At 45.2% G+C, this 26,017-nt stretch carries 29 protein-coding genes; 11 read left to right on the forward strand and 18 right to left on the reverse strand.

Translation table 11 applies throughout. The features are described 5' to 3' along the window. Window positions 1-17: 17 nt before the first annotated feature. On the reverse strand, window positions 18-452 hold the full coding sequence (locus tag QTA56_RS14855) for a DUF2946 family protein (protein ID WP_267981775.1): 435 nt from the start codon (window positions 450-452) through the stop codon (window positions 18-20). Between the two features lie 20 nt (window positions 453-472). Then, window positions 473-1,003, reverse strand: a complete 531-nt coding sequence (def, locus tag QTA56_RS14860) for a peptide deformylase (RefSeq protein ID WP_267981776.1) — start codon at window positions 1,001-1,003, stop codon at window positions 473-475. Window positions 1,004-1,123: 120 nt separating this feature from the next. Between def and QTA56_RS14865 the strand changes: the two genes are divergently transcribed. Genes QTA56_RS14865 through tsaC form a run of 3 tightly spaced genes read left to right on the forward strand, consistent with a single transcriptional unit; the run spans window position 1,124 to window position 4,039 of the window. After that, the gene (locus tag QTA56_RS14865) at window positions 1,124-2,278 is read left to right on the forward strand and encodes a LysM peptidoglycan-binding domain-containing protein (RefSeq protein ID WP_267981777.1); all 1,155 of its coding nucleotides are present in this window, start codon (window positions 1,124-1,126) and stop codon (window positions 2,276-2,278) included. A 13-nt stretch (window positions 2,279-2,291) separates the two neighbouring features. After that, a complete protein-coding gene (dprA, locus tag QTA56_RS14870; protein WP_267981778.1) occupies window positions 2,292-3,431 on the forward strand; it encodes a DNA-processing protein DprA in 1,140 nt (379 codons plus the stop codon). Window positions 3,432-3,469: 38 nt separating this feature from the next. After that, window positions 3,470-4,039: an L-threonylcarbamoyladenylate synthase type 1 TsaC gene (gene tsaC, locus QTA56_RS14875; RefSeq protein WP_267981779.1), complete on the forward strand. Its 570-nt coding sequence runs from the start codon at window positions 3,470-3,472 to the stop codon at window positions 4,037-4,039. A 408-nt stretch (window positions 4,040-4,447) separates the two neighbouring features. Here tsaC and QTA56_RS14880 read toward each other — a convergent pair whose 3' ends face one another. Together QTA56_RS14880 and QTA56_RS14885 are read right to left on the reverse strand one after the other, a co-directional pair. Further along, window positions 4,448-5,368 (reverse strand): DMT family transporter, encoded by a 921-nt coding sequence (locus QTA56_RS14880; RefSeq protein WP_267981780.1) that lies wholly within the window; start codon window positions 5,366-5,368, stop codon window positions 4,448-4,450. 105 nt (window positions 5,369-5,473) lie between these two features. Further along, a complete protein-coding gene (locus tag QTA56_RS14885; protein WP_411956109.1) occupies window positions 5,474-6,127 on the reverse strand; it encodes a TetR/AcrR family transcriptional regulator in 654 nt (217 codons plus the stop codon). A gap of 139 nt (window positions 6,128-6,266) precedes the next feature. Here QTA56_RS14885 and QTA56_RS14890 point away from each other — a divergent pair, with 139 nt between their 5' ends. The 3 genes from QTA56_RS14890 to QTA56_RS14900 all read left to right on the forward strand — a co-directional run bounded on the left by QTA56_RS14890 (window position 6,267) and on the right by QTA56_RS14900 (window position 8,935). Then, window positions 6,267-7,487, forward strand: coding sequence for an MFS transporter (locus tag QTA56_RS14890; RefSeq protein WP_267981782.1), 1,221 nt, complete (start codon window positions 6,267-6,269; stop codon window positions 7,485-7,487). Between the two features lie 13 nt (window positions 7,488-7,500). After that, window positions 7,501-8,274, forward strand: a complete 774-nt coding sequence (locus tag QTA56_RS14895) for an AraC family transcriptional regulator (RefSeq protein ID WP_267981783.1) — start codon at window positions 7,501-7,503, stop codon at window positions 8,272-8,274. A gap of 115 nt (window positions 8,275-8,389) precedes the next feature. Next, window positions 8,390-8,935: a glutathione peroxidase gene (locus QTA56_RS14900; protein WP_267981784.1), complete on the forward strand. Its 546-nt coding sequence runs from the start codon at window positions 8,390-8,392 to the stop codon at window positions 8,933-8,935. Between the two features lie 118 nt (window positions 8,936-9,053). Here the strand turns inward: QTA56_RS14900 and QTA56_RS14905 are convergent, their stop codons facing one another. Beyond that, window positions 9,054-9,617, reverse strand: a complete 564-nt coding sequence (locus QTA56_RS14905) for a TetR/AcrR family transcriptional regulator (protein WP_267981785.1) — start codon at window positions 9,615-9,617, stop codon at window positions 9,054-9,056. Between the two features lie 1,077 nt (window positions 9,618-10,694). Between QTA56_RS14905 and QTA56_RS14910 the strand changes: the two genes are divergently transcribed. Next, on the forward strand, window positions 10,695-11,303 hold the full coding sequence (locus QTA56_RS14910; protein ID WP_267981786.1) for a PM1805 family lipoprotein: 609 nt from the start codon (window positions 10,695-10,697) through the stop codon (window positions 11,301-11,303). A 2-nt stretch (window positions 11,304-11,305) separates the two neighbouring features. Here the strand turns inward: QTA56_RS14910 and QTA56_RS14915 are convergent, their stop codons facing one another. From QTA56_RS14915 to QTA56_RS14975, 13 genes are all read right to left on the reverse strand, one after another. Further along, window positions 11,306-13,453 carry a hypothetical protein gene (locus QTA56_RS14915; RefSeq protein ID WP_267981787.1) on the reverse strand — a complete coding sequence of 716 codons (2,148 nt, stop codon included), beginning with the start codon at window positions 13,451-13,453 and terminating at the stop codon, window positions 11,306-11,308. A 38-nt stretch (window positions 13,454-13,491) separates the two neighbouring features. Beyond that, complete coding sequence (locus QTA56_RS14920; protein ID WP_267981788.1) at window positions 13,492-13,746, reverse strand: hypothetical protein; 255 nt, start codon at window positions 13,744-13,746, stop codon at window positions 13,492-13,494. A gap of 20 nt (window positions 13,747-13,766) precedes the next feature. Then, the gene (locus QTA56_RS14925; RefSeq protein ID WP_267981789.1) at window positions 13,767-14,609 is read right to left on the reverse strand and encodes a D-hexose-6-phosphate mutarotase; all 843 of its coding nucleotides are present in this window, start codon (window positions 14,607-14,609) and stop codon (window positions 13,767-13,769) included. Between the two features lie 111 nt (window positions 14,610-14,720). After that, window positions 14,721-15,140, reverse strand: a complete 420-nt coding sequence (locus QTA56_RS14930) for a F0F1 ATP synthase subunit epsilon (protein ID WP_267981790.1) — start codon at window positions 15,138-15,140, stop codon at window positions 14,721-14,723. A gap of 28 nt (window positions 15,141-15,168) precedes the next feature. After that, window positions 15,169-16,563 (reverse strand): F0F1 ATP synthase subunit beta, encoded by a 1,395-nt coding sequence (gene atpD, locus QTA56_RS14935; protein WP_267981791.1) that lies wholly within the window; start codon window positions 16,561-16,563, stop codon window positions 15,169-15,171. Window positions 16,564-16,592: 29 nt separating this feature from the next. Beyond that, a complete protein-coding gene (gene atpG, locus QTA56_RS14940) occupies window positions 16,593-17,462 on the reverse strand; it encodes a F0F1 ATP synthase subunit gamma (RefSeq protein WP_004674080.1) in 870 nt (289 codons plus the stop codon). A 77-nt stretch (window positions 17,463-17,539) separates the two neighbouring features. After that, window positions 17,540-19,084, reverse strand: a complete 1,545-nt coding sequence (atpA, locus tag QTA56_RS14945) for a F0F1 ATP synthase subunit alpha (RefSeq protein ID WP_004656522.1) — start codon at window positions 19,082-19,084, stop codon at window positions 17,540-17,542. A gap of 42 nt (window positions 19,085-19,126) precedes the next feature. Further along, on the reverse strand, window positions 19,127-19,663 hold the full coding sequence (locus QTA56_RS14950) for a F0F1 ATP synthase subunit delta (protein WP_267981792.1): 537 nt from the start codon (window positions 19,661-19,663) through the stop codon (window positions 19,127-19,129). Window positions 19,664-19,674: 11 nt separating this feature from the next. Continuing rightward, the gene (locus tag QTA56_RS14955; RefSeq protein WP_267981793.1) at window positions 19,675-20,145 is read right to left on the reverse strand and encodes a F0F1 ATP synthase subunit B; all 471 of its coding nucleotides are present in this window, start codon (window positions 20,143-20,145) and stop codon (window positions 19,675-19,677) included. Between the two features lie 39 nt (window positions 20,146-20,184). Further along, window positions 20,185-20,430: a F0F1 ATP synthase subunit C gene (gene atpE, locus QTA56_RS14960; RefSeq protein ID WP_000424060.1), complete on the reverse strand. Its 246-nt coding sequence runs from the start codon at window positions 20,428-20,430 to the stop codon at window positions 20,185-20,187. Window positions 20,431-20,512: 82 nt separating this feature from the next. Next, window positions 20,513-21,388: a F0F1 ATP synthase subunit A gene (gene atpB, locus QTA56_RS14965; protein ID WP_267981794.1), complete on the reverse strand. Its 876-nt coding sequence runs from the start codon at window positions 21,386-21,388 to the stop codon at window positions 20,513-20,515. A 100-nt stretch (window positions 21,389-21,488) separates the two neighbouring features. Beyond that, window positions 21,489-21,887, reverse strand: a complete 399-nt coding sequence (locus QTA56_RS14970; RefSeq protein WP_010589287.1) for an ATP synthase subunit I — start codon at window positions 21,885-21,887, stop codon at window positions 21,489-21,491. A 170-nt stretch (window positions 21,888-22,057) separates the two neighbouring features. Beyond that, window positions 22,058-22,897 (reverse strand): metal ABC transporter substrate-binding protein, encoded by an 840-nt coding sequence (locus QTA56_RS14975; protein ID WP_267981795.1) that lies wholly within the window; start codon window positions 22,895-22,897, stop codon window positions 22,058-22,060. A 225-nt stretch (window positions 22,898-23,122) separates the two neighbouring features. Between QTA56_RS14975 and QTA56_RS14980 the strand changes: the two genes are divergently transcribed. The 4 genes from QTA56_RS14980 to QTA56_RS14995 all read left to right on the forward strand — a co-directional run bounded on the left by QTA56_RS14980 (window position 23,123) and on the right by QTA56_RS14995 (window position 25,865). Beyond that, window positions 23,123-23,620 (forward strand): transcriptional repressor, encoded by a 498-nt coding sequence (locus QTA56_RS14980; RefSeq protein ID WP_267981796.1) that lies wholly within the window; start codon window positions 23,123-23,125, stop codon window positions 23,618-23,620. Further along, window positions 23,593-24,381, forward strand: coding sequence for a zinc ABC transporter ATP-binding protein ZnuC (gene znuC, locus QTA56_RS14985; RefSeq protein ID WP_267981797.1), 789 nt, complete (start codon window positions 23,593-23,595; stop codon window positions 24,379-24,381). Before QTA56_RS14980 ends, znuC begins: the two co-directional genes overlap by 28 nt. A gap of 3 nt (window positions 24,382-24,384) precedes the next feature. After that, a complete protein-coding gene (znuB, locus tag QTA56_RS14990) occupies window positions 24,385-25,188 on the forward strand; it encodes a zinc ABC transporter permease subunit ZnuB (RefSeq protein WP_267981798.1) in 804 nt (267 codons plus the stop codon). 80 nt (window positions 25,189-25,268) lie between these two features. Then, window positions 25,269-25,865 (forward strand): hypothetical protein, encoded by a 597-nt coding sequence (locus tag QTA56_RS14995; protein WP_267981799.1) that lies wholly within the window; start codon window positions 25,269-25,271, stop codon window positions 25,863-25,865. Window positions 25,866-26,017 lie beyond the last annotated feature (152 nt).

Raw genomic sequence — 26,017 nt, forward strand, 5'->3', positions numbered from 1 at the left:
GAAAATAAAGTTTTAATTTATGCAAAGATTGGCGGAGCCCGCCCTTGTGGCAAGAGGAACAACCGTTGCAGTGCAAAATAAACATGCTTAAAGGCTTGTTGATAAGCAACTAAACGGATTTGGACACGGACCAGCACCTCTTTTACGCCAAATTCAGGCGGCAATACCAGATTGGCATAGACGGTACAGTACTGGCATTGATGGTTTGGATCGTGGTGGTCATGCTGTGGTGCCGAGCCATCGGCCTGTACAAGCTGATGTGTGTGGTGATGGACATGATGCGCTGGACTTTCGGCCATCTGGCTTTTAGGCAGCAACAATGCCTGGGTGATGGTCTCACAGACGGGTGCGATCTGGTATTGCTTCGGCAGCAGGGGTTGCAGGAAAACCGCAATCTGTAAACAGACCGCGGTAAATGCAAGCAACATTCCACAACGAAACAGGGATGGCATGTTCAAATGATCGTTACAGCCTAACGTTTGACTGCAACTTTCTCTTTTTCGCGCTGGCGCACCACCTTTTCCACTTTTTCACGTGCACGCTGTCGCTTTAATGGCGATAAATAGTCAACAAAAAGCTTGCCATTTAAGTGATCCATTTCATGTTGGATACAAACAGCGAGAAGTCCGTCAGCTTCCAGCTCAAACGCTTGACCTTCAAGGTTAATTGCCTCGATTTTTACGCGTGACGGACGCTCAACTTTATCGTATATTTGAGGCACGGAGAGACAGCCTTCTTCATAAGGCTGTGTATCTACAGTCAGTGGAGTGACTTTTGGGTTAATGAACACCAACGGTTGGTTTTTCTCTTCAGAGAGGTCCATGACAATAAGCTGGATATGTTGGTCAACCTGAGTCGCCGCCAAGCCTATACCTGGTGCCTCGTACATGGTTTCGAACATATCCGCTGCAAGCTGACGAATCTCATCAGTGACTTCTTCGACTGGCTTGGCAATGGTACGAAGACGGGGATCAGGAAAACTTAAAATAGGTAATAAGGCCATACTGTTCCTCACTTATGCCATTGATCAAAAAACCAACTGAAGGGAATGCTTGATCAAAAAATTGTGTGTAAAGTCGTTATTATAGCGCAACTACACAGATAATTTTTAGGAATTATGATAATGAAAAAGGTTTTAAACGGCATACAATCATTTCATGCCTTGGGGTTAAAAAAACAACTGATTGCCGCTGCAATTTGTGCTGGATTGGGCATGAGCATCAACCTGACCCATGCAGCAAGCCCGAATGTCAGCCCACCGTCCGTGAAAGCAGGCGCACCGCATGTCTATGTGGTGAAAAAAGGCGATACGCTTTGGGACATTTCAGGCAAGTTTTTAAGCAAGCCGTGGCGCTGGCCTGAAATCTGGGCAAGCAACAAGCACGTTAAAAACCCACACTGGATTTATCCAGGTGACAAACTGCTACTCTGTAGCCTGAACGGTAAACCTTTAATTGGTAAGGATGAGGGTGATGGCTGTGACGGCATTATCCGCCGCTATACAGGCAACACCGCATCAACCTTGCGCCCACAGGTGCGCATTGAGGCGTTGAACAACAGCGTTCCTGTCATTCCATTGGCCCATATCCAGCAATGGCTGGAACGCACCTCGGTACTTCCAGCCGATGCGATTGCCAACACCCCGTATATTCTGGGTACAGCAGACAACCGTGTTCTTGCAGGCAAGGGCCAGAGCGTTTATGTCCGTGGTCAGGGTCTTGAAAATGGCCAACGCTATGGCGTGTTCCGTGAGGGCGAACCATACGTGGTGCTGGATGAGAAAGGCAAGAAACAGGTGCTTGGCGTTGAGTTGACCCAGGTGGCTTCGGGTGTCGCCATTCGCAACGAAAATGACATCACCACGGTTGAACTGACCGACAGCTACAATGGTGAAGTCCGTCGTGGCGACCGCGTCATGGCTGAACAGGATGCCATGCTGCCTACCCTGTTCTATCCAACCGATGCAGGTCAGGTCAAAGACGGCGGCAAGATCATTCGTGTCATGGGTTCTATTGGAACTGCTGCGAAAAACGGTGTGGTGACCGTAGACCGTGGTACGGCTGATGGTATTGAAATCGGACAGGTTTTCAGCACCTATCAGGATGGTGAAACCGTTCGTGACCCTAAAACCAAGGAAACCGTTAAACTTCCTGGACAATATGTGGGCAGCGTCATGATCTTTAAGAGCTTTGACCGTATCAGCTATGCCTATGTGCTGGAAAGTGAGCTACCAATCAAGATTGGTTCAAACATCAAGCCACCTCGTCTTGACGACTAAGTCCTAAAGACCCATGTTGGATCAATTATCACCTCAGCACTACGCCACTGTGTTGGTGTGGTATTTGGTTCAACATTCCCTCTCCAGTTTTCCAAAAATTCTGCGCCACTTTGGTAGTTGTGAACAGGCAACTCAACCCAACCGCTTTGCAGAATGGCAGCAACTTGGCCTACATGCCAGTCATTTAAAACGTTTGCAGGAATTCCAGACTGCACAGGGACAGCAGCAGTTTGCACAGATCGTTCAACTCATTCAAAAACACAGTGACTTCATCTTAACGCCTGACGATATTGGCTATCCCACCCAACTATTGCCCTATTCAGACCACCCACCAATTTTATTTGGGCAGGGACAGGCATCAGCACTGCTGCAACCTCAAATCGCTGTAGTCGGTAGCCGCAAGCCTAGCCCCCATGGACGGCAAATGGCCTATGACTTTGGCTATTATTTAAGTGAAAAAGGCTTTTATATCAGCAGTGGTCTGGCACATGGTATTGATGAGGCAGCACATCGTGGTGGACTGGCGCATCAGCGAACCATTGCGGTGATGGGCACAGGGCTGGATACCATTTATCCTGCCCAGCATAAACAATTAGCCGAAGAAATTCGTCAATCGGGCGCAATTGTGACTGAATTCTTGCCTGCCACCCTGCCTTTAGCCGCGTTTTTTCCACGGCGTAACCGTATTGTCAGCGGCTTGAGCCTTGGCGTGTTGGTGGTGGAGGCGGCATTAAAAAGTGGTTCCATCACCACGGCAAATGCAGCGGCAAATCAGGGCAAAATGGTCTTCGCCATTCCTGGACATATTTACAGCGAGCATCATCAAGGTTGCCATCAACTGATTCGGGAGGGCGCAACCCTGGTTGACCATCCTGAACAGATCATTGAAGACCTGGCTTTACCAACCCAATGGCAAGCCCAGCAACAACGTGTTGAAGAACCCAAAGAAACAGCACCTCCACCACCCAGCCTGCCTACGCACCTGATCGAACTCTACCAGATACTGGACTGGGTTGGACAAGACCTCGACCAACTTGCGCAACGCTATTCAGCATCAATTGCTGATCTCACCGCCCAGTTAATGGAACTGGAATTGCTTGGTTTATGTATTCAGCAAGGTGGACGCTATTTACGTTGCCGCCCAATGCATTAAACTAGCGCCATCCAGCCTTTTAATTTTTTAGTTTTCACATGATCACATCCTCCATTTCCGAAGCGGCACAATTCTTAAAACAAGGCGAAGTGCTCGCCTATCCCACTGAAGCGGTCTGGGGATTGGGCTGTGATCCATTCAATGAACAGGCATTTCAGCACATTCTGGAACTGAAACATCGTCCAGTGGAAAAAGGGGTGATTTTACTGGCTGGGCACCTTGATCAGGTTGAACACTTGCTACAAAGCTTAACATCCGACATTCGCCAGCAAGTCATTGCAAGCTGGTCCGACCGTTTGCCGACAGAGCGTGCCACCACCTGGCTGCTCCCTGCCGATCAGCACATTCCAGACTGGATTAAGGGACAACACCCCCTCGTCGCGGTACGTGTGACCACCCATCCCCTGTGTGTTGGGCTGTGCAACAGCTTTGGTGGCTTTATTGTTTCAACCAGTGCCAATCCTGCGGGTTTAACACCTGCACATAGCCTGCAACAGGCACAGGATTACTTTGCCTCATCACTGCATTATTTAAAGGGTGATCTGGGACTGAGCCAGCAACCGAGCCGAATCTTAAATGCACTCACAGGCGAAGTGATTCGCGCTTAGTACATTAATCATGTAATTCGGTGAAGAGCAGACAAAAAAAAGCTCAGTTATATAGGGATAACTGAGCATAAAAAGGATGTGGATAATCACATCCAGAGGGTTCACAAATTCGGTAAGCAACTTCTTCATTCTCATAACGAATCAGCTTGCTGTGGGCGGTATTATGGAACAATTGTTCAACTTATACAAATATATTATTTATCTAACAAAAAATGTGAAAAGCGTACCATTTTTGTCACTTTCATTATTTTAATAAAATTATATTTCTATTTTTATTCAGCTTTTTTTAGATGACAAATTTAGTCACACTTTAAAATATATTTGTAAATCATATAGAAAGAATGATCATTAGATAAATTTTTTGGTGTGTTTGTTTTTATTTTCAACAAACACACCGCTTATTTGACCTTAATTGGCTGATTCAACCATTCTGGCTGGTGCTTTTACGGTTTTCTTCTGTGCCATCACAATACCCACCAGAATCATCACACCACCAATGCTATGGTAGATCGTCCATTGTTCAGACAACCAGAGGCTGGCAATAATCGCGGTAAACACAGGCATCAGGTTCATAAAAATACTGGTACGGTTTGGGCCAATCGCCTGTACTGCCAACATCCACAACAATGGTGCGATCAACGATGGAAAGATACCTGCATACAGGACACTGCTGACGTTACTGGCATTGATACTGTCCAGACCAAACCAGAGCACAAACGGCAGATGGTAAAGTAGTGCAAAGGCAATCTGGACATAGAGGCTGCTCATAAGAGGAATCTGTAGTTGCCACTTTTTCAGGAACACCCCATAAAAGGCATAGAATGTCACCGCAACCACCATCAGGGCATCACCCCAGTGTCCACCCTGTTGCAGCAGGCTGGACAAGTGTCCCTGGCTGATAATGTAAATCAGGCCAGCAAAGGACAATACGCTGCCCAGGATGGCAAACAGATTTGGCTTATCCTTTAAAATAAAGTAGGCAATAAAGATGGTGAAAATCGGCACAAAGGCATTCACGATTCCCATGTTGGTGGCCGTGGTGTAATGCGCTGCGGTATAGGCAAGACCCTGATACAGCACCATGCCAAAGGCACTGAAAATTGCCAGCTTACCCAACGACTGACGAATCAGCCCACGCTGCTGCCACACCTTTGGCAACATAAACGGCGTTAGAATAATAAAGGCGACCAACCAGCGGTAAAAGCTAATGCTCACTGGGGAAATATAGTCCGCAACATAGCGAGTCACCGCAATGTTCAGTGACCAAATCAATACGGCAATCAGTGGCAATACAAATGCCCATTTCTGATATTTTGTTAACTGACCCATCATCATTCTCACAATATCTCAGCAATGTCCCTATTGTGAAAGATGTCCAAAATAATTGAAATATCGCATTTCAGACATTTATATCGCGGTTAAGACATGCCTGTTTTAAAACAGTTCCCAGACACGCATGGCATGTTCCACCACCTTATGCAGTTGCCCTGCTGTTGCTCCATCCCGTGCCTGTAGGGTGAGGCCCTGCACCACAGTGGCATAGAAATCCGCTATTTCTTGTATAGGCGCTGTGGTTGGCAAGTCACCATCAGCAACGCCCTGCTGAAGTCGTTGCAATAGTTTTTGTTTGGTTTTCAGGCGCTTTTCCAGAATGTTTTGCTGTACCTCCTGTGCATTGTCGGAACAGTTCATGGTCGCCACAACCAGCATACAACCCGCAGGTTTATTGGGCTGGGCCAAACGCTTGACGTTGTCATACAGATAAAGCTCAAAGGCAACTTTCGCTGTTTTGGCCTCTGCAAAGATGGTTTCGATGGGACAGGCTTCATGGGCCAGATAATAATCAATACATTTATGGAACAGTCCTGCCTTATCCCCAAAGCTGCTGTACAGGCTCGGTGCGGTCAACCCAAGCGCCTGGGTGAGATCGCTCATTGAAGTGGCTTCATAGCCATGTTCCCAAAACAACAACATGGCCTTTTCCAGTGCCTGCTGCTCATTAAAGCACTTGGGACGGCCACGCTTCTTTTTCTGCGTGTCATCACAGGGAACGGCTAAAGACTCAGATGCATTTGTCATAAGGGTCACAATTATTTTCATAACGATCATTATTAAATTAATTGACGCAGCAATTTTTATCAACTATTTTATTTTATAGCGATCGTTATAAAATATTAACCTATTCTTTAGCCCTTTTACCAGATAATGGGCAAATCAGGAAATTATTATGGAACATTCTCCCACTTCCGAAATTCGACCCATAGATTCCACCCAGACACAAGGTAGCTGGTTTGCCATACTGGCAGTGGCTATTGGTGCCTTTGCACTGGTCACCAGTGAATTCCTGCCCGTTGGTGTACTGAATAGTGTGGCAACAGACCTGAACATTTCTGTAGGTACAGCAGGCCTGATCATCACCCTGCCTGGGGTAATGGCTGCAATTGCCGCGCCACTACTTCCCATTTCAGTCAAACAGCTTGATCGCCGCTATGTATTGATCCTGCTTACGGCGATTATGGTGATTGCCAATACCATCACCGCCTTTGCCGATAGTTTTCATGTATTGCTACTCAGCCGTCTGGTGCTGGGCATTTCAATTGGGGGGTTCTGGGCCACCGCGATTGCGCTCAGTGGCAAGCTTGCACCCTCTCATTTACCTATTGCCAAAGCCACTGCTGTGGTGATGGCAGGTGTCACCTTTGCAACGGTTCTAGGTGTTCCAATTGGCACCTGGCTCAGTGAGTTCTACGGCTGGCGCAGTGCCTTTGGTATCACTGCGGGTATTGGGCTAATTGTGCTGGTGCTGCAATTTATCTTTCTGCCTGCATTAAAACCTGATTCAGCCATCCACTTTCGAGACCTGCCCGCATTGTTACGCACACCCAAGGCACGCAGTGGCATGCTAATCGTGCTGCTGATCGGCCTGGCGCATTTCTGTGCCTATAGTTATCTGGCACCATTCTTTAAAAATATTGCGGGATTCAATGGCACTACCATTAGCTCGCTGCTGTTGCTTTACGGAATTGCAGGTATTTTTGGCAATGCCTTTGCAGGCTATAGTGGCAACCTCAATGTGCGCTATACCCTGGCCTTTGTCAGCATCTGTTTTGCGATTGTGTTCTTTGGCTTTCCTGTATTTGCAGTACATGAATTTGGTGCAATTGTACTCACCGCCCTATGGGGCTTTGCATTTGGGGCTTTCCCAACAGCCGCCAACATCTGGATGTTTGTGCATGCACCACATGCCGTTGAGAAAGGCATGCCGCTGTTTGTGGGGATGTTTCAGGTGATGATTGCGACAGGCTCGTTACTGGGCGGATATGTGGTTGATCATTTCAATGAAAATATCTTAATTTATGGGGTAATCAGTTTTGTTGCCTTGGCCTTGATGAGTATCTTTACCCTGGCAAAAGGCCTAAACAACCCTAAAGTCACCTGCGAAAACTAAAATGGGTACCCAGATGAAGCATGATGATGCTGAGCAATTTCCCTTTCTGACTGGTATAGAAGTGCATGAATTTCTGTACCAAAAGGATGATATTGTCAGCCCACATTCCTCACTCTGGGGCGATTTCAATTTTAGTTTAAATGGCACGCTGGAATTTGACATTGAGGGGCAATACTATCTTTCCCCACCCAGTTATGGACTATGGTTGCCACCGCGTACTGAACATCAGTCGCTCCCTGTTGAACATGAAATCCACTATATCTGTATTCGTTTGCATCCAAAATTCGGACAATATTTAGGTGATGTGTGCCGTTGCTTTAGTATTGAACCCTTTTTCCGTGCCTTAGTGGTACAGATACTGGAACAGCAGAAACAGGATACGCGACCTGAATACCTTGAACACTTGCTACAGGTGTTGTTTGACCAATTGAGGCAAGCGCCTGCTTATTCACACTATTTACCACAAAGCAGCCATCCAGTTTTGTCACCAATTCTGGAAAAACTCTCCAATCCCGATTTATTTAATGCCAGTCTCCAGCAGGTGCTACAGGACTTTGCCGTGAGTGAGCGTCATGTTTTGCGCCTAAGCCAGCAGGAGTTGCAGCTTTCGCTATCTGAATGGCGCAATCGGGCCAAGATCATCTTTGCCATCAACCAGATTCGTCAAGGCATAACCATCAAGCAACTGGCATTTGCCTTAGGCTACCACCACAGTTCCAGCTTTATTGAGTTCTTTAAACGCTATACAGGCCAGACCCCCATCCAGCTTAAAAACGCCTCCATTTAAAGAACGCCCTGTTTTTATGGATTATTTGTATGGATTCATCTCAACAGCATTGCACTCTGGCTGAATAGCAGTTAAAACAAACAGGTCTTGCACAACAACAAATTAGGATAATCACATGAGCCAATCGGTTTACCACATTCCAGTTAAGGACATTAAGGGTCAGGACGTTGATCTTGATCAATATCAGGGCAAAGTCCTATTGATCGTCAACGTTGCGTCAAAATGTGGTTTGACACCACAATATGAGGGTTTGGAAAAACTTTATCAGGCCAAAAAAGATCAGGGTCTGGAAATTCTCGGTTTCCCTGCCAATAACTTCTTAGAGCAAGAGCCAGGCACAAACGATGAGATTGAACAATTCTGCTCTCTCAACTATGACGTGCATTTCCCACTTTTTGCCAAAATCTCTGTTGCAGGTGATGATAAGCACCCACTTTACCAGACACTGACTCAGGCGATTCCTGAACGTACGGGTGAGGGCCCTTGGTGGAAAGACCTTGTGGACTATGGTTTAACCCCAAACAATCCGCCTGAAGTGTTGTGGAACTTTGAAAAATTCCTCGTCAATAAAAATGGCGAAATCGTTGCACGTTTTGCACCAGACATCACTGCCGATGACGAACGTATTGTCAGCGCGATTGAAGCTGAGTTAGCCAAATAATTTTACTATTAAAGCGTAAAGCCTCGCCGATCAGGGCGAGGACATCAGCGACTGGCTAAGCCATGAAACTGCCGTTAGATTTGGATACCATTTAAAAATTGGTCATCACATACGGCAATCATTGGTTTAGTCTTTGGAATAGCGACGAATTATCACAATACAGGGGCAAAACAGGCACTCCAAACCCACACAAAAGCTGAACCATTGCCCCATCAATCATAAATAAAAATAGATCAACATCAGGTTTTAACAGGCGAATTTCCATACCCGACAACAACTCCAGAATTTCCTGCACCAGCCATTCCCGATATTCAAGCACCACTTGATAGGCATGAGGATAAAGCTGTTCAATTTCAAAAATGGCTTTAAACAGAAGATGATAAGTGCTATTCAGGTCGGCATGTAAGAGATAAATTTCCCTGAGTTTATCGGCTGCCGTGAGGTGCTGGCATGAATACATAATTGCCCGCACCTCTTGTTTAAGCCGCTCTTTTTGCACCTTCATACATATTTCAATAAATCGTTCTTTAGACTGAAAATTATTATAAAACGTCATTTTGGCGATTTTGGTTTCTTGCAAAATAAAGTCTATGCCTGCCTTATGAAATCCATAGGTATCAAATAGCTGGATGGAGGTATACACCGCCTGTAATGCTTTTGGAGAAATCTTTAAATTTGGCATATAGATACCGTCCACTCATCTTTTTTTTTGTATTTAAATGAGATAAAAATGCCATTGCCCTTATGGTGGACGAAAAAAAGGCATGCAGAGGCCCTAAAAGACTGCCCTGTCGCATCTCAAGTTTTATTGTCGATCTGTTTTTTTAGTCACAACGAACTAAGGCCTGAACACCCAAAGGCGATCAAGCTGTGTAAAAGACTAATCTGGAAGCGTAAGAATAAAATACATAGCCAACTCCTAAAATTCGGAATTCTGCCAATGCACTCATTAAGAATTATGGTGGCAGAACGAAAGAGGGTTGACAGACTGGGCGTAAATTCCAGCACGCGCGGACGCGTCCCCCTCTCGCCCTACCGCAACGAAAAGGGGGACGTGAGGATTTCACACAAATCTACCCCTCAGAGGAATAAATCTGATGTGTTTACGCTCGGTCTGTCAAAACCGACTGACCATGTGGGTCAGCGTTTTAAGAATAATCTGTGAGTTGGCGGGTGTCAATGCAAGGAAATGGCAAGCTATTAAATTTGTTGGCTTTTAAATAGGGTGGCAGAACGAAAGAGGGTTGACCGACTGGGTAAGACTCCAGCACACCCGAAAGTGTCCCTCTTCCGTTCTACCGTTACGAAAAACAAATTATGATAAAAATATAGGCTAGCAGACACAAAATAATCTGCGATTTTGCAAGTGTCAATCTAGGATAATGGCAAGCTGTTAAATTTCTTAGCTTTTAGATAGGGTGGCAGAACGAGAGTGGGTTAGCAGACTGGTTTGGGATCCAGCACACTCGAAAGTGTCCCACTCCCGTCCTACCGTTACGAGAGCAAGGTAAAATGTTTATACAAATATCTATAAACAGACTCCTGTCTCAAACAATTGCGGATGACATTTATAAATAGCATATTTCTTACCAAATTCAGATACAAGTTTAAGTATTTAACTAAAAAGAGAAATTTTGAGCCTATAACCTCAATAGCCCTCTTCTTTACATAAGCAATCTTAATGAATTACAAAAATCACTTTTTTATTCATATTTTTTCATTATAGTGACGTTCTTCACATATTTTGGTGCAGTTCAGCATGATGGAAAACCAGTCGATCAAAGCCATCCTTTCAGCCATGACACTTGCTGCTGCATTTACACTGACAGGCTGTGATCAAGTTCCCCATGACAATGAGCAGGTGGAACAAGAATCTGAATTTGAACAGCCTGCTACAACAGCGAATCAGGATAACAGCACCGAAATGATCAAGGCGCAGGACACCCAAAACCTGAGTCGTGGCAATATGCTCAACATCGCACGCGATATTGCAAAGTTGCAGCTTGAAACTGATGATTATGTGGCCTTGTTAAAGCAGTCACAAAGCAGCCTTGAACAGGCGATTCAGGATCAAAATGTTCAGCAACTGCAAAATACCACAGGTGAGCTTAAACAGGAATTACACGGACTACATGACACTTTACTTTCACTGAACCTAAAAAGTAATGAGGTTGACCAGATTCGCCAGAGTCTACTTACAGCCAACCAGCAACTTCTGAGCATGCCTTTGCTGCATGGTCAACTGGACATTGCCCAGCTAGACTTTGCAAAAATTGAAAAGCAGTTCAACACCATTCAAATGGATATGGTCAAACTCGCAACGCTGGTTTTGGGCAAGCAAGCCAGTTCTGACAACGCAAACACCTAGAGCTATTGCACTGGATAGGCGGGTTTAAAATGATGACCCGCCTGTTTGCCCAGATTGGATAGCTGTAAGCCATGCTGGGTCATCTGCTTATATTTTTCCAGCTCAATATTCAACTGGGTTACACGCTGTTTCAGCTCAATCGACATAAACTGGTTTGACTGCGCCAAGGCCACCCATCCTGCCTGTACCCTTTGCTTTGGATTGTCATGGCTAAGCTGCTTTTGCATCCACTCATAAAGCTTCATTGCCCGTTGATGTGCTTCAAACTTATAGGCAAACAAGGTGGTGGAAATCGCTGCTTCTGGGATTTCTCCCATCAACTTCATTTCAATCTGCCTAAGCTGATAGGCATATAAATCAACACGGTACTTTAACAGGTTCTGGCTAAACCACTCCGCAAAATCAATCAACAGCTCCATGACCTGCTGGCATTGCAGTAGCAACTGCTGTTTTTCCTGAGCTGGCTTACGCTGCTCGATCTTCTGGACTCGCCATGTACGATACACTGCCAGTCCACCCACCACAAAAGCCCCGATTGAACCCGAAACAATTCCACCAATCGCCGCACCAATTGCCAAACTATTCTTCATGACTGAACCAGACGGCTTATACTGCAAATAAGGACGGGATATTGCCTTGCTTTGGGATGAACCAAAATTGCGATAAACCGCAAATCCAGTATTCATCAGAGGAATGGGCAGGAAATCATCCATACCTGCCAAATGTTGTAGGCTGGCTAAGGCGGTTCTTTGCACCGATTCATAACTCAGCGCCAGATCGGCAAAAACCGAGGGATATTTTTCCTGTAGATGTGCCAGCTCAATATTGACCACAATGGCAATATGCGGATGGTTTTGTGCGAACTTCTCGATCGCCTCCACATCCATCGTACATTTCACCTGCATCGGCGTGCCATCCACAATCAGGTCAAAACCTGCCAAATGTGAATGTTCCGCAAACTCAATGGTGTGTCCCTGCTGACTCAGGTTGTAGGCCACCTGCTGTTTGGCAAGATAGGACGAAACACGCGACAAGGCTGCCTCATGATCATAATCAGGCGCGGGGATCTGTTTTAGGTTATAGAATGCATCTGGATTTCCCTTTGATGCCGCAACCAGTGCATCCAGCACCAAAGGATTGATCTGTAAGTAATTCCAGATAAAGCCCAGACTATAATTGGCAGCATTCACCCCACTTACCAGTTTTAGCTCACGCCCTGTCAGGATACGCTGTAAAGCTGTATTAGCCGCCTTATGCCGATCCAGATGCATCACCACATCGTGGTTATTTAATAATTTTGGAGCAGACTCGATCACATGCTTGTAATAAGGAATGATAAATTCGCTGGCTGCCAGCCAGTGATTCAGGGAATACCCAACAAACTTTAGTTTTTGCTGTATGTCCAACAAGGGCTGGGTTGAATCAGTGAAGTTTGTCTGTAATGTCTCAGGCAACATTAAGGCAACTGTACGGCTGGTAAGCTGTTCATACCTTGCCTGTTGCTGGATATGATCCAACTGCCCTAAACGTTGCAATGCCTCAACCACATCACTGTTGCCCTGCTCATTCAGGTAACCATTTCGATTTAACAGGCACTCAATAAAATCATAATGCACATGCTCAGGTTGTAACGACTGCTGCGCGAATAAAGCCTGATACATTTCAATGGCAACCGACCATTCTTCAAAATGCTGATATAGCTTAGCCAGCGCAAGTTTTATCTTGATGTCGTCATATTCATCATGCAACTGTTTCAGGATGCTTAGTTTTAGGGGACTATCCTTACACTTTGCCAGATGTGACAAAAGCCCATCCAAAGCCTGAGCATTATATTGCTCATCCGCATACTGCAAACTAAAGGCAAGGCCCTGTTCAAACCAGGCATAACGATGGGCATGTTGTGAGTAGGCAGGAATAAACACCTGATTGATCAGTTTGATCAGGCGTAGGGAGCAATTGATTTCTTCAGCCGTGCTGTGCGGAAAATCCCAGCTTTTAGGCAAGGCAATGTGGAATAAATGTGTATATAAACCAGCGGTGAGTTCAGGCTGCTCAAGTGTTACAAGCTTCAATTGATCTTTGGCAGATAAATGATGTCCTTGCTGTTCAATGCGATCCAAACGCAACTTTAAGACATTGCTTGCTAACATACTTTTCCTAAACTTATTTTTATCAGATTTATGGTTTTCTATTGTGGGCTTAAACCAGCAATCCAATCCTCATAAATCTTTCGACACTCTTGACCCTTAAATATATCCTTTATTCGTGCATCCCGCACATAAAACCAAATAAAAAACTTTAAGCAACCAAATCCCTGTATTTGCTTTTGCTTTAATTCATGATCTTTCCCACGAATATCTTTCTCATCTACCAGCCTTGTTGTTCCATCAATAAAAAACCATGTTTCCTGGGTACTCTTTCTTTTTACTCTCATCTTATACATATCAGAAAGTTTTCAAGCCATCAGCCTATCTCAAGTTGATACTGAACAGCCTCACCACTTTTTATCTTAACTTTCTCTGTTCCAATTTGCCCACATTCAATACAAACAAAATCCTGCCAAGCATCATTTTGAACATCCTGTAAACGCGCTGATTTTTCAATCCAGGGATTCCAGATAACCGTACTGGTCGCATTAGATTGAATGTAAATAGAATCATATTGATTCTGTAACAATTCAAATCTTCCTGCTGTTTTTGGATAAATGCGATCTAATTCCTGTGTAAATGAGATCTGCTGATTTTCTTGCATCTTTAAACTATTTCCATCAAGCTGATCTATATATTCTGTTTGGTCTAAACCAATAATTTGTGCAATTTTAGTATTCGCAGGAAAATAACTATGCCAGACAAAATCACATTCAATATCAACTTGATCTCGGTTGCTTAACTTCAATTCGAGCTGCAACTGTTCTCCACAAACAATAGACATCTGCAAGCTAAAGGCAAAATTCCAATATTTACGTGTTTCTACACTGTCATTTAGCTCAAAAGTAATATGATGCCCCTTTTCATCAGCTGAAATATCAATTAAATTCCAAAGAAAATTACGGGCAAAACCATGCGATGGGTAGTCAGTATTTTGCTGGTGTGCACCAAACCAGGGAAAACATAACGGAATTCCTCCTCGAATCGCCTTACCCAAAGCATAAGAATTCAAATCTGAAAGCCATAAAAGTGGCTTATTCTGTTGTTTTGAGAAAAACTCTAAAATTTGTGCACCCTGAAAACTAATGACAGCTTCACAAAATGAGTTAGAAATTTTGAGACAATCTAACTCACTATGAGCCAATTTTACTAAGGTCACACCTGGGATACTAAACATAGGATGTATAAATATTTCTGTTTTGGTTTATCTGTATTTATAACATAAAAAAAAGCCACCTTACGGTGGCTTTCTCAATGTCAAACCAGCAAATTACAATGCACGGTTTTTCATCTTACGGATGGTTTCAAGCTGACCTGAAATCTCTGATAGAGATGCCAGTGCAGCCGCTGAGTCCAGGTCACTCTTTTGATTTGCCAGCAATTGTTCAGCTTGTTTACGAGCTTCCATAATTGCCACTTCATCCAGGTTGTCAGCGCGGATTGCAGTATCTGCAAGCACGGTCACAACATGAGGCTGAACTTCCAGCACACCGCCTGATACATAAACAATTTCTTCTGTACCATTTTCCAACTGAACACGAATCGGTCCTGGTTGGAGCAAGGTCACAAGTGGCGCATGTCCTGGCAAAATACCAAGCTCACCACCCGCACCTTTTGCGATCAACATCGTAACTTGTCCAGAGTAAATCGACTCTTTAACACTTACAACATCACATTGCATAGTCGCCATGAGAATCTCCTTAAATTAGAGTTGCTAATTAAAGTTTCTCGGCTTTAGCAATCACTTCGTCAATACCACCAACCATATAGAACGCTTGTTCTGGGATGTGGTCGTATTCACCAGCTAATAGACCTTTAAAGCCACGAATCGTTTCTTTAAGTGGTACTAGTTTACCAGGCGCACCAGTAAACACTTCAGCTACGTGGAACGGTTGAGAGAAGAAACGCTGGATTTTACGTGCACGGTAAACAACCAGTTTATCTTCTTCAGCCAATTCATCCATACCCAGGATTGCGATGATGTCTTTAAGCTCTTTATAACGTTGCAATACGTTCTGTACAGAACGTGCAATTTCATAGTGCTCTTGACCAACAACCAATGGGTCTAGCTGACGTGAAGTTGAGTCAAGTGGATCGATCGCTGGATAAATACCAGAAGATGCGATGTCACGGCTCAATACAACAGTTGCGTCCAAGTGGGCAAACGTTGTTGCAGGTGATGGGTCAGTCAAGTCATCGGCAGGTACATATACCGCCTGGATCGAAGTGATCGAACCAGATTTAGTAGATGTAATACGCTCTTGAAGAACACCCATTTCCTCTGCAAGTGTCGGCTGGTAACCTACCGCAGATGGCATACGACCTAACAATGCTGATACTTCAGTACCTGCAAGTGTATAACGGTAGATGTTGTCGACGAATAATAATACGTCACGACCTTTACCATTTTCGTCTTTTTCATCACGGAAGTATTCAGCCATGGTCAAGCCAGTCAACGCTACGCGTAAACGGTTACCAGGTGGCTCGTTCATCTGACCGTAGACCATTGCTACTTTGTCAAGAACGTTAGAATCTTTCATTTCGTGATAGAAGTCGTTACCTTCACGAGTACGCTCACCAACACCAGCAAACACAGATAAACCTGAGTGAGCTTTCGCGATGTTGTTGATCAACTCCATCATGTTAACGGTTTTACCAACACCCGCACCACCGAACAGACCAACTTTACCACCTTTCGCAAACGGGCAAAGCAAGTCGATGACTTTAATACCAGTTTCCAAAAGGTCAGTAGAAGCTGCTTGTTCAGCATAAGAAGGCGCTTGACGGTGAATTGGCAAACGCGTTTCAGTCGCTACAGGACCTGCTTCATCAATCGGGCGACCTAAAACGTCCATGATACGGCCAAGCGTAGCTGGGCCAACTGGAACAGAAATCGGTGCATTTGTACTGGTTACATTAAGACCACGTTTAAGACCTTCTGTAGAACCCATTGCGATGGTACGAACAACACCATCGCCAAGCTGTTGCTGAACTTCTAGTGTAGTTTCAGTACCGTCAACTTGGAGAGCGTCATAGATCTTAGGAACGCTATTGCGCTCAAACTCGACGTCGATAACCGCGCCGATGATCTGAATGATACGACCGCTACTCATTGCTGTCTCCTCAATTCAAACTAATAATGTTAAACGGCAGCGGCACCGCCAACGATCTCGGAAATTTCCTGAGTAATCGCGGCTTGACGCAGCTTGTTGTAAATGAGCTGTAGGTCTTTAATCAATTGTCCTGCGTTGTCTGTCGCCGCTTTCATCGCGACCATACGAGCTGACTGCTCACATGCAACGTTTTCAATCACACCTTGATAAACCATAGACTCGATATAGCGAACCAACAAACCATTCAACAATACTTCTGCTTCTGGTTCGTAGATATAGTCCCAACCATAGGTACGGTTGAGATCATCGCCTGCTTGTGCTGGTGCCAAAGGAACAAGTTGTTCCACTTTAGGCTGCTGGGTCATCGCATTGACGAAACCATTTGACACGAGGTAGATACGATCCAGCTCGCCCTTGTCAAATGCGTCAAGCATCACCTGTACTGAGCCAGTCAACTGTTCCAGACTCGGCGCATCGCCAAGTTGGGTGGTTGCACCAAGCACCTTACCGCCGTAATTCTTAAAAAACGAAACCGCTTTTTGACCAATCAAAGCAAATTCAACTTCAATTGACTGCTGTTGCTGTGCTTTGACATGCTGCACAACTTTCTTGAACAAGTTAATGTTCAAGCCACCTGCCAAGCCACGATCTGAAGACACCACGATATAGCCAACGCGCTTAACTGGGCGGTCAACCATATAACGGTGTTTGTATTCAGGGTTCGCTTGTACCAAGTGAGCAATTACACGGCGCATATTATCGGCATACGGACGGCCCTGAGCCATGCGCTCTTGCGCACGACGCATTTTAGAAGCAGCTACCATTTGCATCGCGCGAGTAATCTTTTGCGTGCTCTTGATACTAGCTACTTTGGCGCGAATTTCTTTTAAATTTGCCATACGCTTAACCTAGTATTCGAAAGCCCTTTCGAGCTTCCGAAGGTTGATCCGTGAACCAAACTTAACTAAAGCTTAACTTAGTAAGTTTGAGTCGCTTTGAAGCTCTCAATACCTGCTTTGAATGCTGCTTCGATGTCTTTGTTGTAATCACCAGTTTCATCGATCTGTTGCATCAACGCAGCATGTTCAGAACGGAAGTAAGAGATTAACGCAGCATCAAAGTCTACGATCTTCTTCACTTCCACGTCAGCCATGTAGCCTTCGTTAGATGCATATACAGAAACAGCCTGGTCAGCAATTGAGTAAGGAGCATATTGTTTTTGCTTCATTAACTCAGTTACACGTTGACCATGCTCAAGTTGCTTACGGGTTGCTTCATCAAGGTCAGAAGCAAACTGAGCAAACGCAGCCAATTCACGGTATTGTGCTAAAGCGGTACGGATACCACCAGACAATTTTTTGATGATCTTGGTCTGAGCTGAACCACCAACACGGGATACAGAGATACCCGCGTTCACAGCAGGACGAATACCTGCGTTGAATAATGATGTTTCCAGGAAGATCTGACCGTCAGTAATCGAAATTACGTTGGTTGGTACGAATGCAGATACGTCACCCGCTTGAGTTTCAATGATTGGCAATGCAGTTAAAGAACCAGTTTGACCTGTTACTGCGCCATTCGTGAATTTCTCAACATAATCAGCTGAAACGCGAGAAGCACGCTCAAGAAGACGTGAGTGAAGATAGAATACGTCACCTGGATACGCTTCACGACCTGGTGGACGACGTAACAATAATGAAATTTGACGGTAAGCAACAGCTTGCTTAGACAAATCATCATAAATGATTAACGCATCTTCACCGCGGTCACGGAAGTATTCACCCATTGTACAGCCAGAGTACGGAGCCAAATACTGCATTGCTGCAGGATCAGCGGCCGCAGCTGCGACAACAGTTGTATACGCCATAGCGCCAGTTTCTTCCAGCTTGCGCACCACGTTTGCAATTGTTGATTGTTTTTGACCAATCGCAACGTATACACATTTAATGCCAGAGTTTTTCTGAGCGATGATCGCATCGATCGCCATTGCTGTTTTACCAGTTTGACGGTCACCAATAATCAACTCACGCTGACCACGACCTACAGGGATCATGGTATCAACTGATTTATAACCAGTTTGAACAGGTTCGTCGACAGATTGACGCCAAATTACACCTGGTGCCACTTTTTCAACAGCATCAGTCAGTTTTGCATCAATTGGGCCTTTGCCATCAATTGGGTTACCCAAAGCGTCTACGACACGGCCAAGAAGTTCAGGACCAACTGGAACTTCTAATACGCGACCAGTACAGCGAGCTTTTTGACCTTCTTGCAGGCTTAGGTAGTTACCTAAAACAACGGCACCCACTGAATCCTGTTCTAGGTTCAGTGCCATACCAAATAAGCCGCCGTCGAATTCGATCATTTCACCGTACATTGCATCCGCAAGACCGTGAATACGCACGATACCGTCAGATACCATGACGATGGTACCTTCATTCTTAGCGGTCGCGCTGGTGTCCAGATCGCCGATACGCTGTTTAATGAGCGCACTGATCTCGGATGGATTCAGTTGTTGCATTGCGCTATTCCTCAATCTTTTTTAAGTTCAGTCTTTTTGCTGTTAGGCAAGAAGACGAGTCCGCATTTTTTCAAGCTTGTTAAGCGCAGAGTCATCTATCACTTGGTCGCCTGCACGAATCACAACACCTGCGATCAACGCTGGATTAACGCTAACAGTCACATGAACGGTTCTGTTAAAACGTTTTTCAAGCGCATGAGCCAAAATATGCTCTTGTTTCGCATCAATTGGAAAAGCAGATTCAATCTCCACTTCCAATGTGTTGTTGTTCTGCGATTTAAGTAATTCGTATTCTGCTGCGATTTCAGGCAATAAAACCAAACGATCGTTGTCTGCAAGCAATGTCAAGAAATTAGACACCGATTGAGACTGATCTTCACCTAAAACCTTTGCAAAAAGACCTACTTGTTCCGCAGGAGTCAGCTCAGGGCGATTTAAATAAGCGGAAAATGCTTCGTCTTGCACCGCAGCACTGAGCAGTTGTAACGCATTTGACCAAGCGTCAGTTGCATTCTGCTCAGATGCATAAGCAAATGCTGCTTTGGCGTACGGGCGTGCTAACGTCAAGAGTTCAGCCATATTCGCCTCGCTTAAAGTTTAGCAGCCAGCTGATTCAGCATGGCATTATGAGCTTCTGCGTCAACTTGTTGGTTCAGAATTTTTTCTGCGCCAGCAACTGCCAAAGCAGCAACTTGTTGACGTAATTCTTCGCGAGCAGCATTGATGTCCTGATCAACAGTTTCTTTCGCCTGTTGACGGATACGTTCACCTTCAGCAGATGCCTGGGTACGCGCTTCTTCTACCAATTGTGCTGCACGACGGTTCGCTTGTTCGATCAATTGAGCCGCTTGTGCTTTCGCCGCATCCAGTTCCGCCTTAACCTGTGCTTGCGCATCGGCAAGGTCAGCCTTGGCTTTCTCAGCAGCGTTTAAGCCATCAGCAATTTTACGCTGACGCTCACTAATCGCATTGATTAGTGGTGGCCAAACAAACTTCATGCAGAATGCGACGAACATCGCAAATGCAATTGCCTGGCCAATCAATGTGAGGTTGATATTCATTTCGCTATTCCTCAATATGTGGATTTAGGAATTAAGCTATTAACCTACAAATGGATTAGCGAAGATGAAGAACAAGCCAATACCAACACCGATCATAGGCACAGCATCAAGAAGACCCGCGATTAAGAACATACGAGTTTGAAGTTGTGGAGCCAATTCTGGTTGACGAGCAACAGCTTCCAAGAAGCGACCGCCCAAAAGACCAAAACCAATCGCAGTACCTAAAGCACCGAAAGCGATCAAGATAGCAGATGCAATTGCAACTAGACCTAAAGTGAGTTCCATGAAAAATTCCTCAGAGGTTAGGTTATTACCAAATTAAACTAAAATTTAAGCCCAACCGTCAGGTGACAGTCAGGCAATACCATTAATGCTTTTCGCTTGCCATGCTCAAGTAAACGATGGTCAGCATCATAAAGATAAATGCTTGCAGCGTGATTACAAGAATGTGGAAGATAGCCCAAGGCACAGATAACGCCCACTGGATCCAGAACGGCAACAATGCGATCAAGATGAAGATCAACTCACCCGCATACATGTTACCGAACAGTCGTAGAGCCAACGAAACTGGACGAGCAAGGAAAGTTACTAATTCCAAAATCAAGTTCACTGGAATCAATAACGCTTTTGCAACTGGGTTACTTGGGTTAAATGGGTTAAGTGCCAACTCGCCAACGAATCCACCAATACCCTTTTCACGGATACTGTAGAACAAGATCAATACAAATACAGACAGGGACATACCTAGGGTAATGTTCGGGTCAGTAGATGGGACAACCTTGAAATAAACGTGGTGAGGGTCCATGCCAAACACACCTGCACCAATCTGTTGAGCTAGATAAGGAATCCAGTCAACAGGAATCAAGTCCATTGCGTTCATGAGGAAAATCCACACGAAAATGGTCAATGATAATGGGGCAATTAAACGTGATTTGCCGTGGAAAGTATCACGAACACTTGAGTCCACAAACTCGATGATCATTTCAATTGCTGACTGGAATCTGGTTGGAACACCTGCATTTGCAGCTTTCGCAACTGTCCAGAACAACAAACAGAAAATAACACCAAGTCCGATAGACCAACCCATTGAATCCAAGTGAATTGCAGTGAACCCCATCGATTGAGCTTCTTCAGCAGTCTCAGCCAATTTCCATGTACCGTCAGGCATTTTGCCATAGGTCATATTGGTCAAGTGATGCTTGATATACTCGGTCGAAGTCAGGGCATGTTCTTCAGCAGCCATAAATCACACCTGGTCAATGTCAATCATTAAAAAGAAGCGGAACGAATCCTGCGAACTGCAAAAATCTCGTACCCTCTTCCAAAAATCTCAAAAATGTGTTTCATTCTCGTTGCTGAAGACGTGACACCCAGAATGGTGCAACCCACGACATAGCCTGAACGAGGATAAATCCACAAAACAATGCCACCGCTGACAACGGTTTGACATTGCTCAAAATTAAAATAAAACCCACAATCACAATTGCAAACTTACCGAGCATTCCCCGATACATATTCAGCATGACCTGTCTTGACGCCCTTGCCCCAGCCGTCCTAAACGACTGCCAGGCAAAATAACAATGCGCCAACCAACAAACCAGTGCCCCAAGCGCAGCACTCAGGGCGGCAGTGGTGTCTTTTATCAACCATGCCAGCAACGCTGCCACAGGAATCATGCACGCCTGTAAGAAGACCAAAGCTTTTGCTAATCGTCGGTCAATCAAGCGACTAGTTCGGCTCATTTTTTACCCACTTACAGCATAACTGCTTGACAAGTTTTAATCATGATTGTTTTGAATCGCAGGCATTATAGAGTTACACCCCTGAACATGCAATCTTTTCTCGACTTAAGTCTGTTTTTTTCGTTAGCCCATTTTTTGACGATACAGTCAATTGGTTTTTATTTTTTTCATCAATTTTGTGTACTTAATACGCATTTATCGGTTTTTGAAGCCAATTTTTTCCACGCTGTTACAAAATTGCCCTCACCACGCATGCTTTCATCCACGGGCTGGAAAACCACTGGGTTCAATTTTTGATACTGGCTGCTGCTGGCAGATGTTTCAGCCAATAGGCACATTTGTGCTTTAGGCCGATTGTCCATGAGATATTTAATCTGGGCAGCAGTCGGTGCAATATGTGGATCATCGGTTAATGCGCCTGCAAACCTCAGGTTCAGCGCCCTCTCTAAATATTGATAGGCATCATGATAGGACCAGTAGGGTTTAGATTTACTCGAACTTTCATATTGCTGGGATGCCTGTAGCATCTGCTGGGCAAAGTCCTTGGCATTGGCCAGATATTTCGCCTTGTTTTCTGGATATTGCTGTGAACGCAAGGTCGCAATAAAGAAAGCGATACGTACAGCATTGTTGGGATCTAGCCATACATGACTGTCCACTGTATTTGCCAGTGCAGTACCACGTAAGTTGCGTTGTGGCAAGATGGTCAGGATTCCTGAATCAAGCAGTGCAATCGCCTTGCGGTTTTGATTGAGTAGCTTCTCCAAAGGCGCTTCATGCACTTTACCGAGCCATAACACCAATGAGGCATCCTGAATCGCCTTGCGATGGGCTGGGGTAAGCTGTACATCATGGCCTGTCTGGTCACCCAGCAACAGTACTGGTTCTTCCACACCATCGGTGACTTCTTTTGCAATCAGGTAAATGGGATGTGTTGAAACCACTAAACTTTGTGTCCAGCCCCATGTGCTCAACATTGACAACAAGACCAGAAAAGAAAGGCGCAACATCACAGGATTACTCAAGAAAGCGAAGCATGTTATAATATAACAAAAGTTAAAAAATGCCTATGTCTATTTTCAGGATTCATCGCACTATCTATTACCCAGTCCATTTAATATAGATCGTTATAGATGAATTGCATGATATGATAGTGTGTCTGTTGATACACCTGCGACACAGGTTATATATAGTCAAAATATCAATAGGCCCTACAAAAACAATGAGGTCAATTTATGAGTTCTTGTTCACACGAACATGACAATGCATTACACGGTGTTCACGGTCATCACGATATTAAGGCGCGACTTGCCGAAGCAGAGATTTTATGCACTGCGGCGGGCGCTCGCCTGACACCTTTGCGTAAAGAAGTGCTTGAACTCATCTTAAATGCCTCTGCCCCAATGGGTGCCTATGACCTCCTGGCAAAAATCAAGGGGCAGGCAGACCGCCCTGCCGCCCCTCCCACAGTTTACCGTACCCTGGACTTCTTACTGGAGAAAGGCTTAATCCATCGGCTAACCTCAATTAATGCCTATATTCCCTGCTGTCATCCACGTGAGGGGCATCAGGCCGCATTCCTGATTTGTACAGAATGTCACTCGGTTAAGGAGGCATCGGCACAGGGCCTGATTCAACAACTGGACCAGCTTGCCGCCTCTGACCAATTTTCTGCTCAACACAGCATTATTGAGATTTCTGGAAAATGTCACCAGTGCAGCCTGCCTCAGTAAACCCTCCGCTGATCCAACTGGAGAATATCTCAGTTCGACGCGATGAACGGGATATCTTGCGCAACGTTGACTTTGCCTTGCAGGCGAAAGAGATTGTAACGCTGATTGGTCCGAATGGTGCAGGCAAGTCCACCCTGATCAAGGTCTTGCTTGGCATCATGCCACCCAATAAAGGCAAGGTTCATTTTTCCAAAAAGCTTAAAATGGCCTATGTCCCACAAAAGTTTAATCCATCTGCCAGCCTGCCTTTACGTGTACAGGACTTGTTGGATTTGGAAGTTTGCGAAGCCCATTTACGTGAAGAGATTATCCGTGATACAGGTATCCTGAAACTACAGCAGTCCAAGGTCCAGCAACTTTCAGGCGGTGAACGGCAGCGGGTGTTACTGGCACGTGCCCTGTTGCGCCAGCCAGACATTCTAGTGCTGGATGAACCGATGCAGGGTTTGGACATTCAGTCCGAGGCCGAGCTATACGACTATGTGCGCAGTTTACCTGAGCGTTATGGCTGTGCGGTGCTGATGGTTTCCCATGACCTGCAATGGGTCATGCAGGGTACACACCGTGTGGTCTGTTTAAATAAACATATCTGTTGCAGTGGTTTACCTGAAAGTATTCAGCAGCATCCTGAATATCAGGCGATTTTCGGTACGCAACGCATGTTTTACCAGCATCATCACAACCACTGCGGACATAGTGATCATGCTGAACCCTGTAGCCACGATCCACGCCCCCACATTCACCCTGAACCAAAGGCCTAAGCCATGATGGAATGGTTACAACTACTATTACCCGCTTGGATCATGGGCACATTGTTGGTGTTTTTAACTGCACCACTGGGCTGTTTAATGTTATGGCGTAGAATGTCATTTTTTGCAGACACTATGGCGCATGGCACACTGCTTGGTGTCGCTGTTGCAGGTATTCTGCATTTACCTTTCTGGCTGGGTGTTGGCTGTCTGGCGGCATTGCTGGTTGCCATTCTATGGGTTTTGCATGACTCACGTTTACCGAACGATGCCCTGCTCGCCTTGTGTTCGGCAACCCTGCTTTGTTCGGGCCTTTTATTAATCCAGCAAGTACCGAGCTTACGTCCAGAACTGTTAAGTTATCTGTTTGGTGACCTGCTCAGTATTGAATGGGCCGATTTACCTATCTTTGCAATCGTAATCATCAGCGCCCTTGTGGTGCTTTATCGCTCATGGTCGGCACAAATCCAGATTGCCATTGACCCCGATATTGCCATGAGCGAAGGCGTCAATGCCAACTGGCAACGCCTGATTTTCATGCTGTTGCTGGCCTTGTTTACTGTACTGGCATTACGTGCCGTGGGTTCACTGCTGATGGGTGCGCTACTGGTGATTCCTGCGCTTAGTGCCCGTTTGCTGGCGCACTCACCTAAACAGATGGTGATCTGGGCATTCATACTGGCTCAATTTGGCGTTACGGTTGGCTTATGGTCAAGTGCGGCGCTCAACATTGCCACAGGTTTAAGTATTGTATTGTGTATGGCACTTTGTTTTGCCATCATTTTTATGGGACAGAAACTGAGTTCACATTCCCAATAAAATAGGTTAAATTTTTTCCATCGAAATGCCCACCCAGTACAAACTATAATGCTGTAAGGCAAACCCAAGGTGTGACGAGAATGTCCAATCATCCAGAAACACTCCAGACTAAAATGACAGAGAAGTTTGCACAGGAATACGTCACTGCGAACTACCGTTATATTTCAGCCTATAATGAGCTGAATGCTCGCACCTCACAACGCCAGCAGGCGCTGACGATTTTCATCACCTTTTTTATTGGTCTTTTGGCCGCATTGATTGCAGCCCACAATGCAACCACCAGCCTAAACTCCCATATTGAATGGATCTTATTCGGCTTCCCTGTCGCTTCCGCCACCTTTGCATTCCTGAACTACAAATATGAACGCATCATCACCAATTTACGGCGTTTTCTCTCAAGTCTGGAACGTTATCACGATGCCCATCTCGACATTCCGAGTTACAATACCGATCAACAGTGGGTCAATGACTCCAACCACGCCCGACGTTTTCACGACTATGCCTGTGCTGTCTTGATTCTGGCATGCAACAGCATTGGGATCAGTGCATTCTATGTCCTGTTCCCACAACATATCCAGCAGTCCTATTTCGTGATTTCATGTGTGGTGGCTGTGGCGATTTTAAGCGCGGGCCTGCACTGGTTTTTACCAAAGTTTGGCTACCAGACCCCGAAATAGCAGCTATTGAGAATCATAAGTAGGCAATAATTTCATTCAATCCACACCACTGACCTCAAACACTAGACAGTCCTATTCATCCAACTACTCTATTACAACTTTAATCAATCTCTTGACAATTTGGTGAAAACCACAAAATTTGCTATATTTAG

The organism is Acinetobacter thutiue (assembly GCF_030385805.1).
GTDB lineage: Bacteria > Pseudomonadota > Gammaproteobacteria > Pseudomonadales > Moraxellaceae > Acinetobacter > Acinetobacter corruptisaponis.

What these genes read in the sequence shown, in the direction of transcription:
- atpE (WP_000424060.1), bottom strand. Translation starts at nt 20,430, where the DNA reads ATGGAACTCACTTTAGGTCTAGTTGCAATTGCATCTGCTATCTTGATC.
- znuB (WP_267981798.1), top strand. Translation starts at nt 24,385, where the DNA reads ATGATGGAATGGTTACAACTACTATTACCCGCTTGGATCATGGGCACA.
- QTA56_RS14910 (WP_267981786.1), top strand. Translation starts at nt 10,695, where the DNA reads ATGATGGAAAACCAGTCGATCAAAGCCATCCTTTCAGCCATGACACTT.
- QTA56_RS14950 (WP_267981792.1), bottom strand. Translation starts at nt 19,663, where the DNA reads ATGGCTGAACTCTTGACGTTAGCACGCCCGTACGCCAAAGCAGCATTT.
- QTA56_RS14980 (WP_267981796.1), top strand. Translation starts at nt 23,123, where the DNA reads ATGAGTTCTTGTTCACACGAACATGACAATGCATTACACGGTGTTCAC.
- dprA (WP_267981778.1), top strand. Translation starts at nt 2,292, where the DNA reads ATGTTGGATCAATTATCACCTCAGCACTACGCCACTGTGTTGGTGTGG.
- QTA56_RS14895 (WP_267981783.1), top strand. Translation starts at nt 7,501, where the DNA reads ATGAAGCATGATGATGCTGAGCAATTTCCCTTTCTGACTGGTATAGAA.
- QTA56_RS14865 (WP_267981777.1), top strand. Translation starts at nt 1,124, where the DNA reads ATGAAAAAGGTTTTAAACGGCATACAATCATTTCATGCCTTGGGGTTA.
- atpB (WP_267981794.1), bottom strand. Translation starts at nt 21,388, where the DNA reads ATGGCTGCTGAAGAACATGCCCTGACTTCGACCGAGTATATCAAGCAT.
- tsaC (WP_267981779.1), top strand. Translation starts at nt 3,470, where the DNA reads ATGATCACATCCTCCATTTCCGAAGCGGCACAATTCTTAAAACAAGGC.
- atpA (WP_004656522.1), bottom strand. Translation starts at nt 19,084, where the DNA reads ATGCAACAACTGAATCCATCCGAGATCAGTGCGCTCATTAAACAGCGT.
- def (WP_267981776.1), bottom strand. Translation starts at nt 1,003, where the DNA reads ATGGCCTTATTACCTATTTTAAGTTTTCCTGATCCCCGTCTTCGTACC.
- QTA56_RS14900 (WP_267981784.1), top strand. Translation starts at nt 8,390, where the DNA reads ATGAGCCAATCGGTTTACCACATTCCAGTTAAGGACATTAAGGGTCAG.
- QTA56_RS14905 (WP_267981785.1), bottom strand. Translation starts at nt 9,617, where the DNA reads ATGCCAAATTTAAAGATTTCTCCAAAAGCATTACAGGCGGTGTATACC.
- QTA56_RS14930 (WP_267981790.1), bottom strand. Translation starts at nt 15,140, where the DNA reads ATGGCGACTATGCAATGTGATGTTGTAAGTGTTAAAGAGTCGATTTAC.
- QTA56_RS14920 (WP_267981788.1), bottom strand. Translation starts at nt 13,746, where the DNA reads ATGTATAAGATGAGAGTAAAAAGAAAGAGTACCCAGGAAACATGGTTT.
- QTA56_RS14955 (WP_267981793.1), bottom strand. Translation starts at nt 20,145, where the DNA reads ATGAATATCAACCTCACATTGATTGGCCAGGCAATTGCATTTGCGATG.
- QTA56_RS14995 (WP_267981799.1), top strand. Translation starts at nt 25,269, where the DNA reads ATGTCCAATCATCCAGAAACACTCCAGACTAAAATGACAGAGAAGTTT.
- QTA56_RS14970 (WP_010589287.1), bottom strand. Translation starts at nt 21,887, where the DNA reads ATGAGCCGAACTAGTCGCTTGATTGACCGACGATTAGCAAAAGCTTTG.
- QTA56_RS14915 (WP_267981787.1), bottom strand. Translation starts at nt 13,453, where the DNA reads ATGTTAGCAAGCAATGTCTTAAAGTTGCGTTTGGATCGCATTGAACAG.
- QTA56_RS14855 (WP_267981775.1), bottom strand. Translation starts at nt 452, where the DNA reads ATGCCATCCCTGTTTCGTTGTGGAATGTTGCTTGCATTTACCGCGGTC.
- QTA56_RS14890 (WP_267981782.1), top strand. Translation starts at nt 6,267, where the DNA reads ATGGAACATTCTCCCACTTCCGAAATTCGACCCATAGATTCCACCCAG.
- atpG (WP_004674080.1), bottom strand. Translation starts at nt 17,462, where the DNA reads ATGGCAAATTTAAAAGAAATTCGCGCCAAAGTAGCTAGTATCAAGAGC.
- QTA56_RS14975 (WP_267981795.1), bottom strand. Translation starts at nt 22,897, where the DNA reads ATGTTGCGCCTTTCTTTTCTGGTCTTGTTGTCAATGTTGAGCACATGG.
- znuC (WP_267981797.1), top strand. Translation starts at nt 23,593, where the DNA reads ATGTCACCAGTGCAGCCTGCCTCAGTAAACCCTCCGCTGATCCAACTG.
- atpD (WP_267981791.1), bottom strand. Translation starts at nt 16,563, where the DNA reads ATGAGTAGCGGTCGTATCATTCAGATCATCGGCGCGGTTATCGACGTC.
- QTA56_RS14880 (WP_267981780.1), bottom strand. Translation starts at nt 5,368, where the DNA reads ATGGGTCAGTTAACAAAATATCAGAAATGGGCATTTGTATTGCCACTG.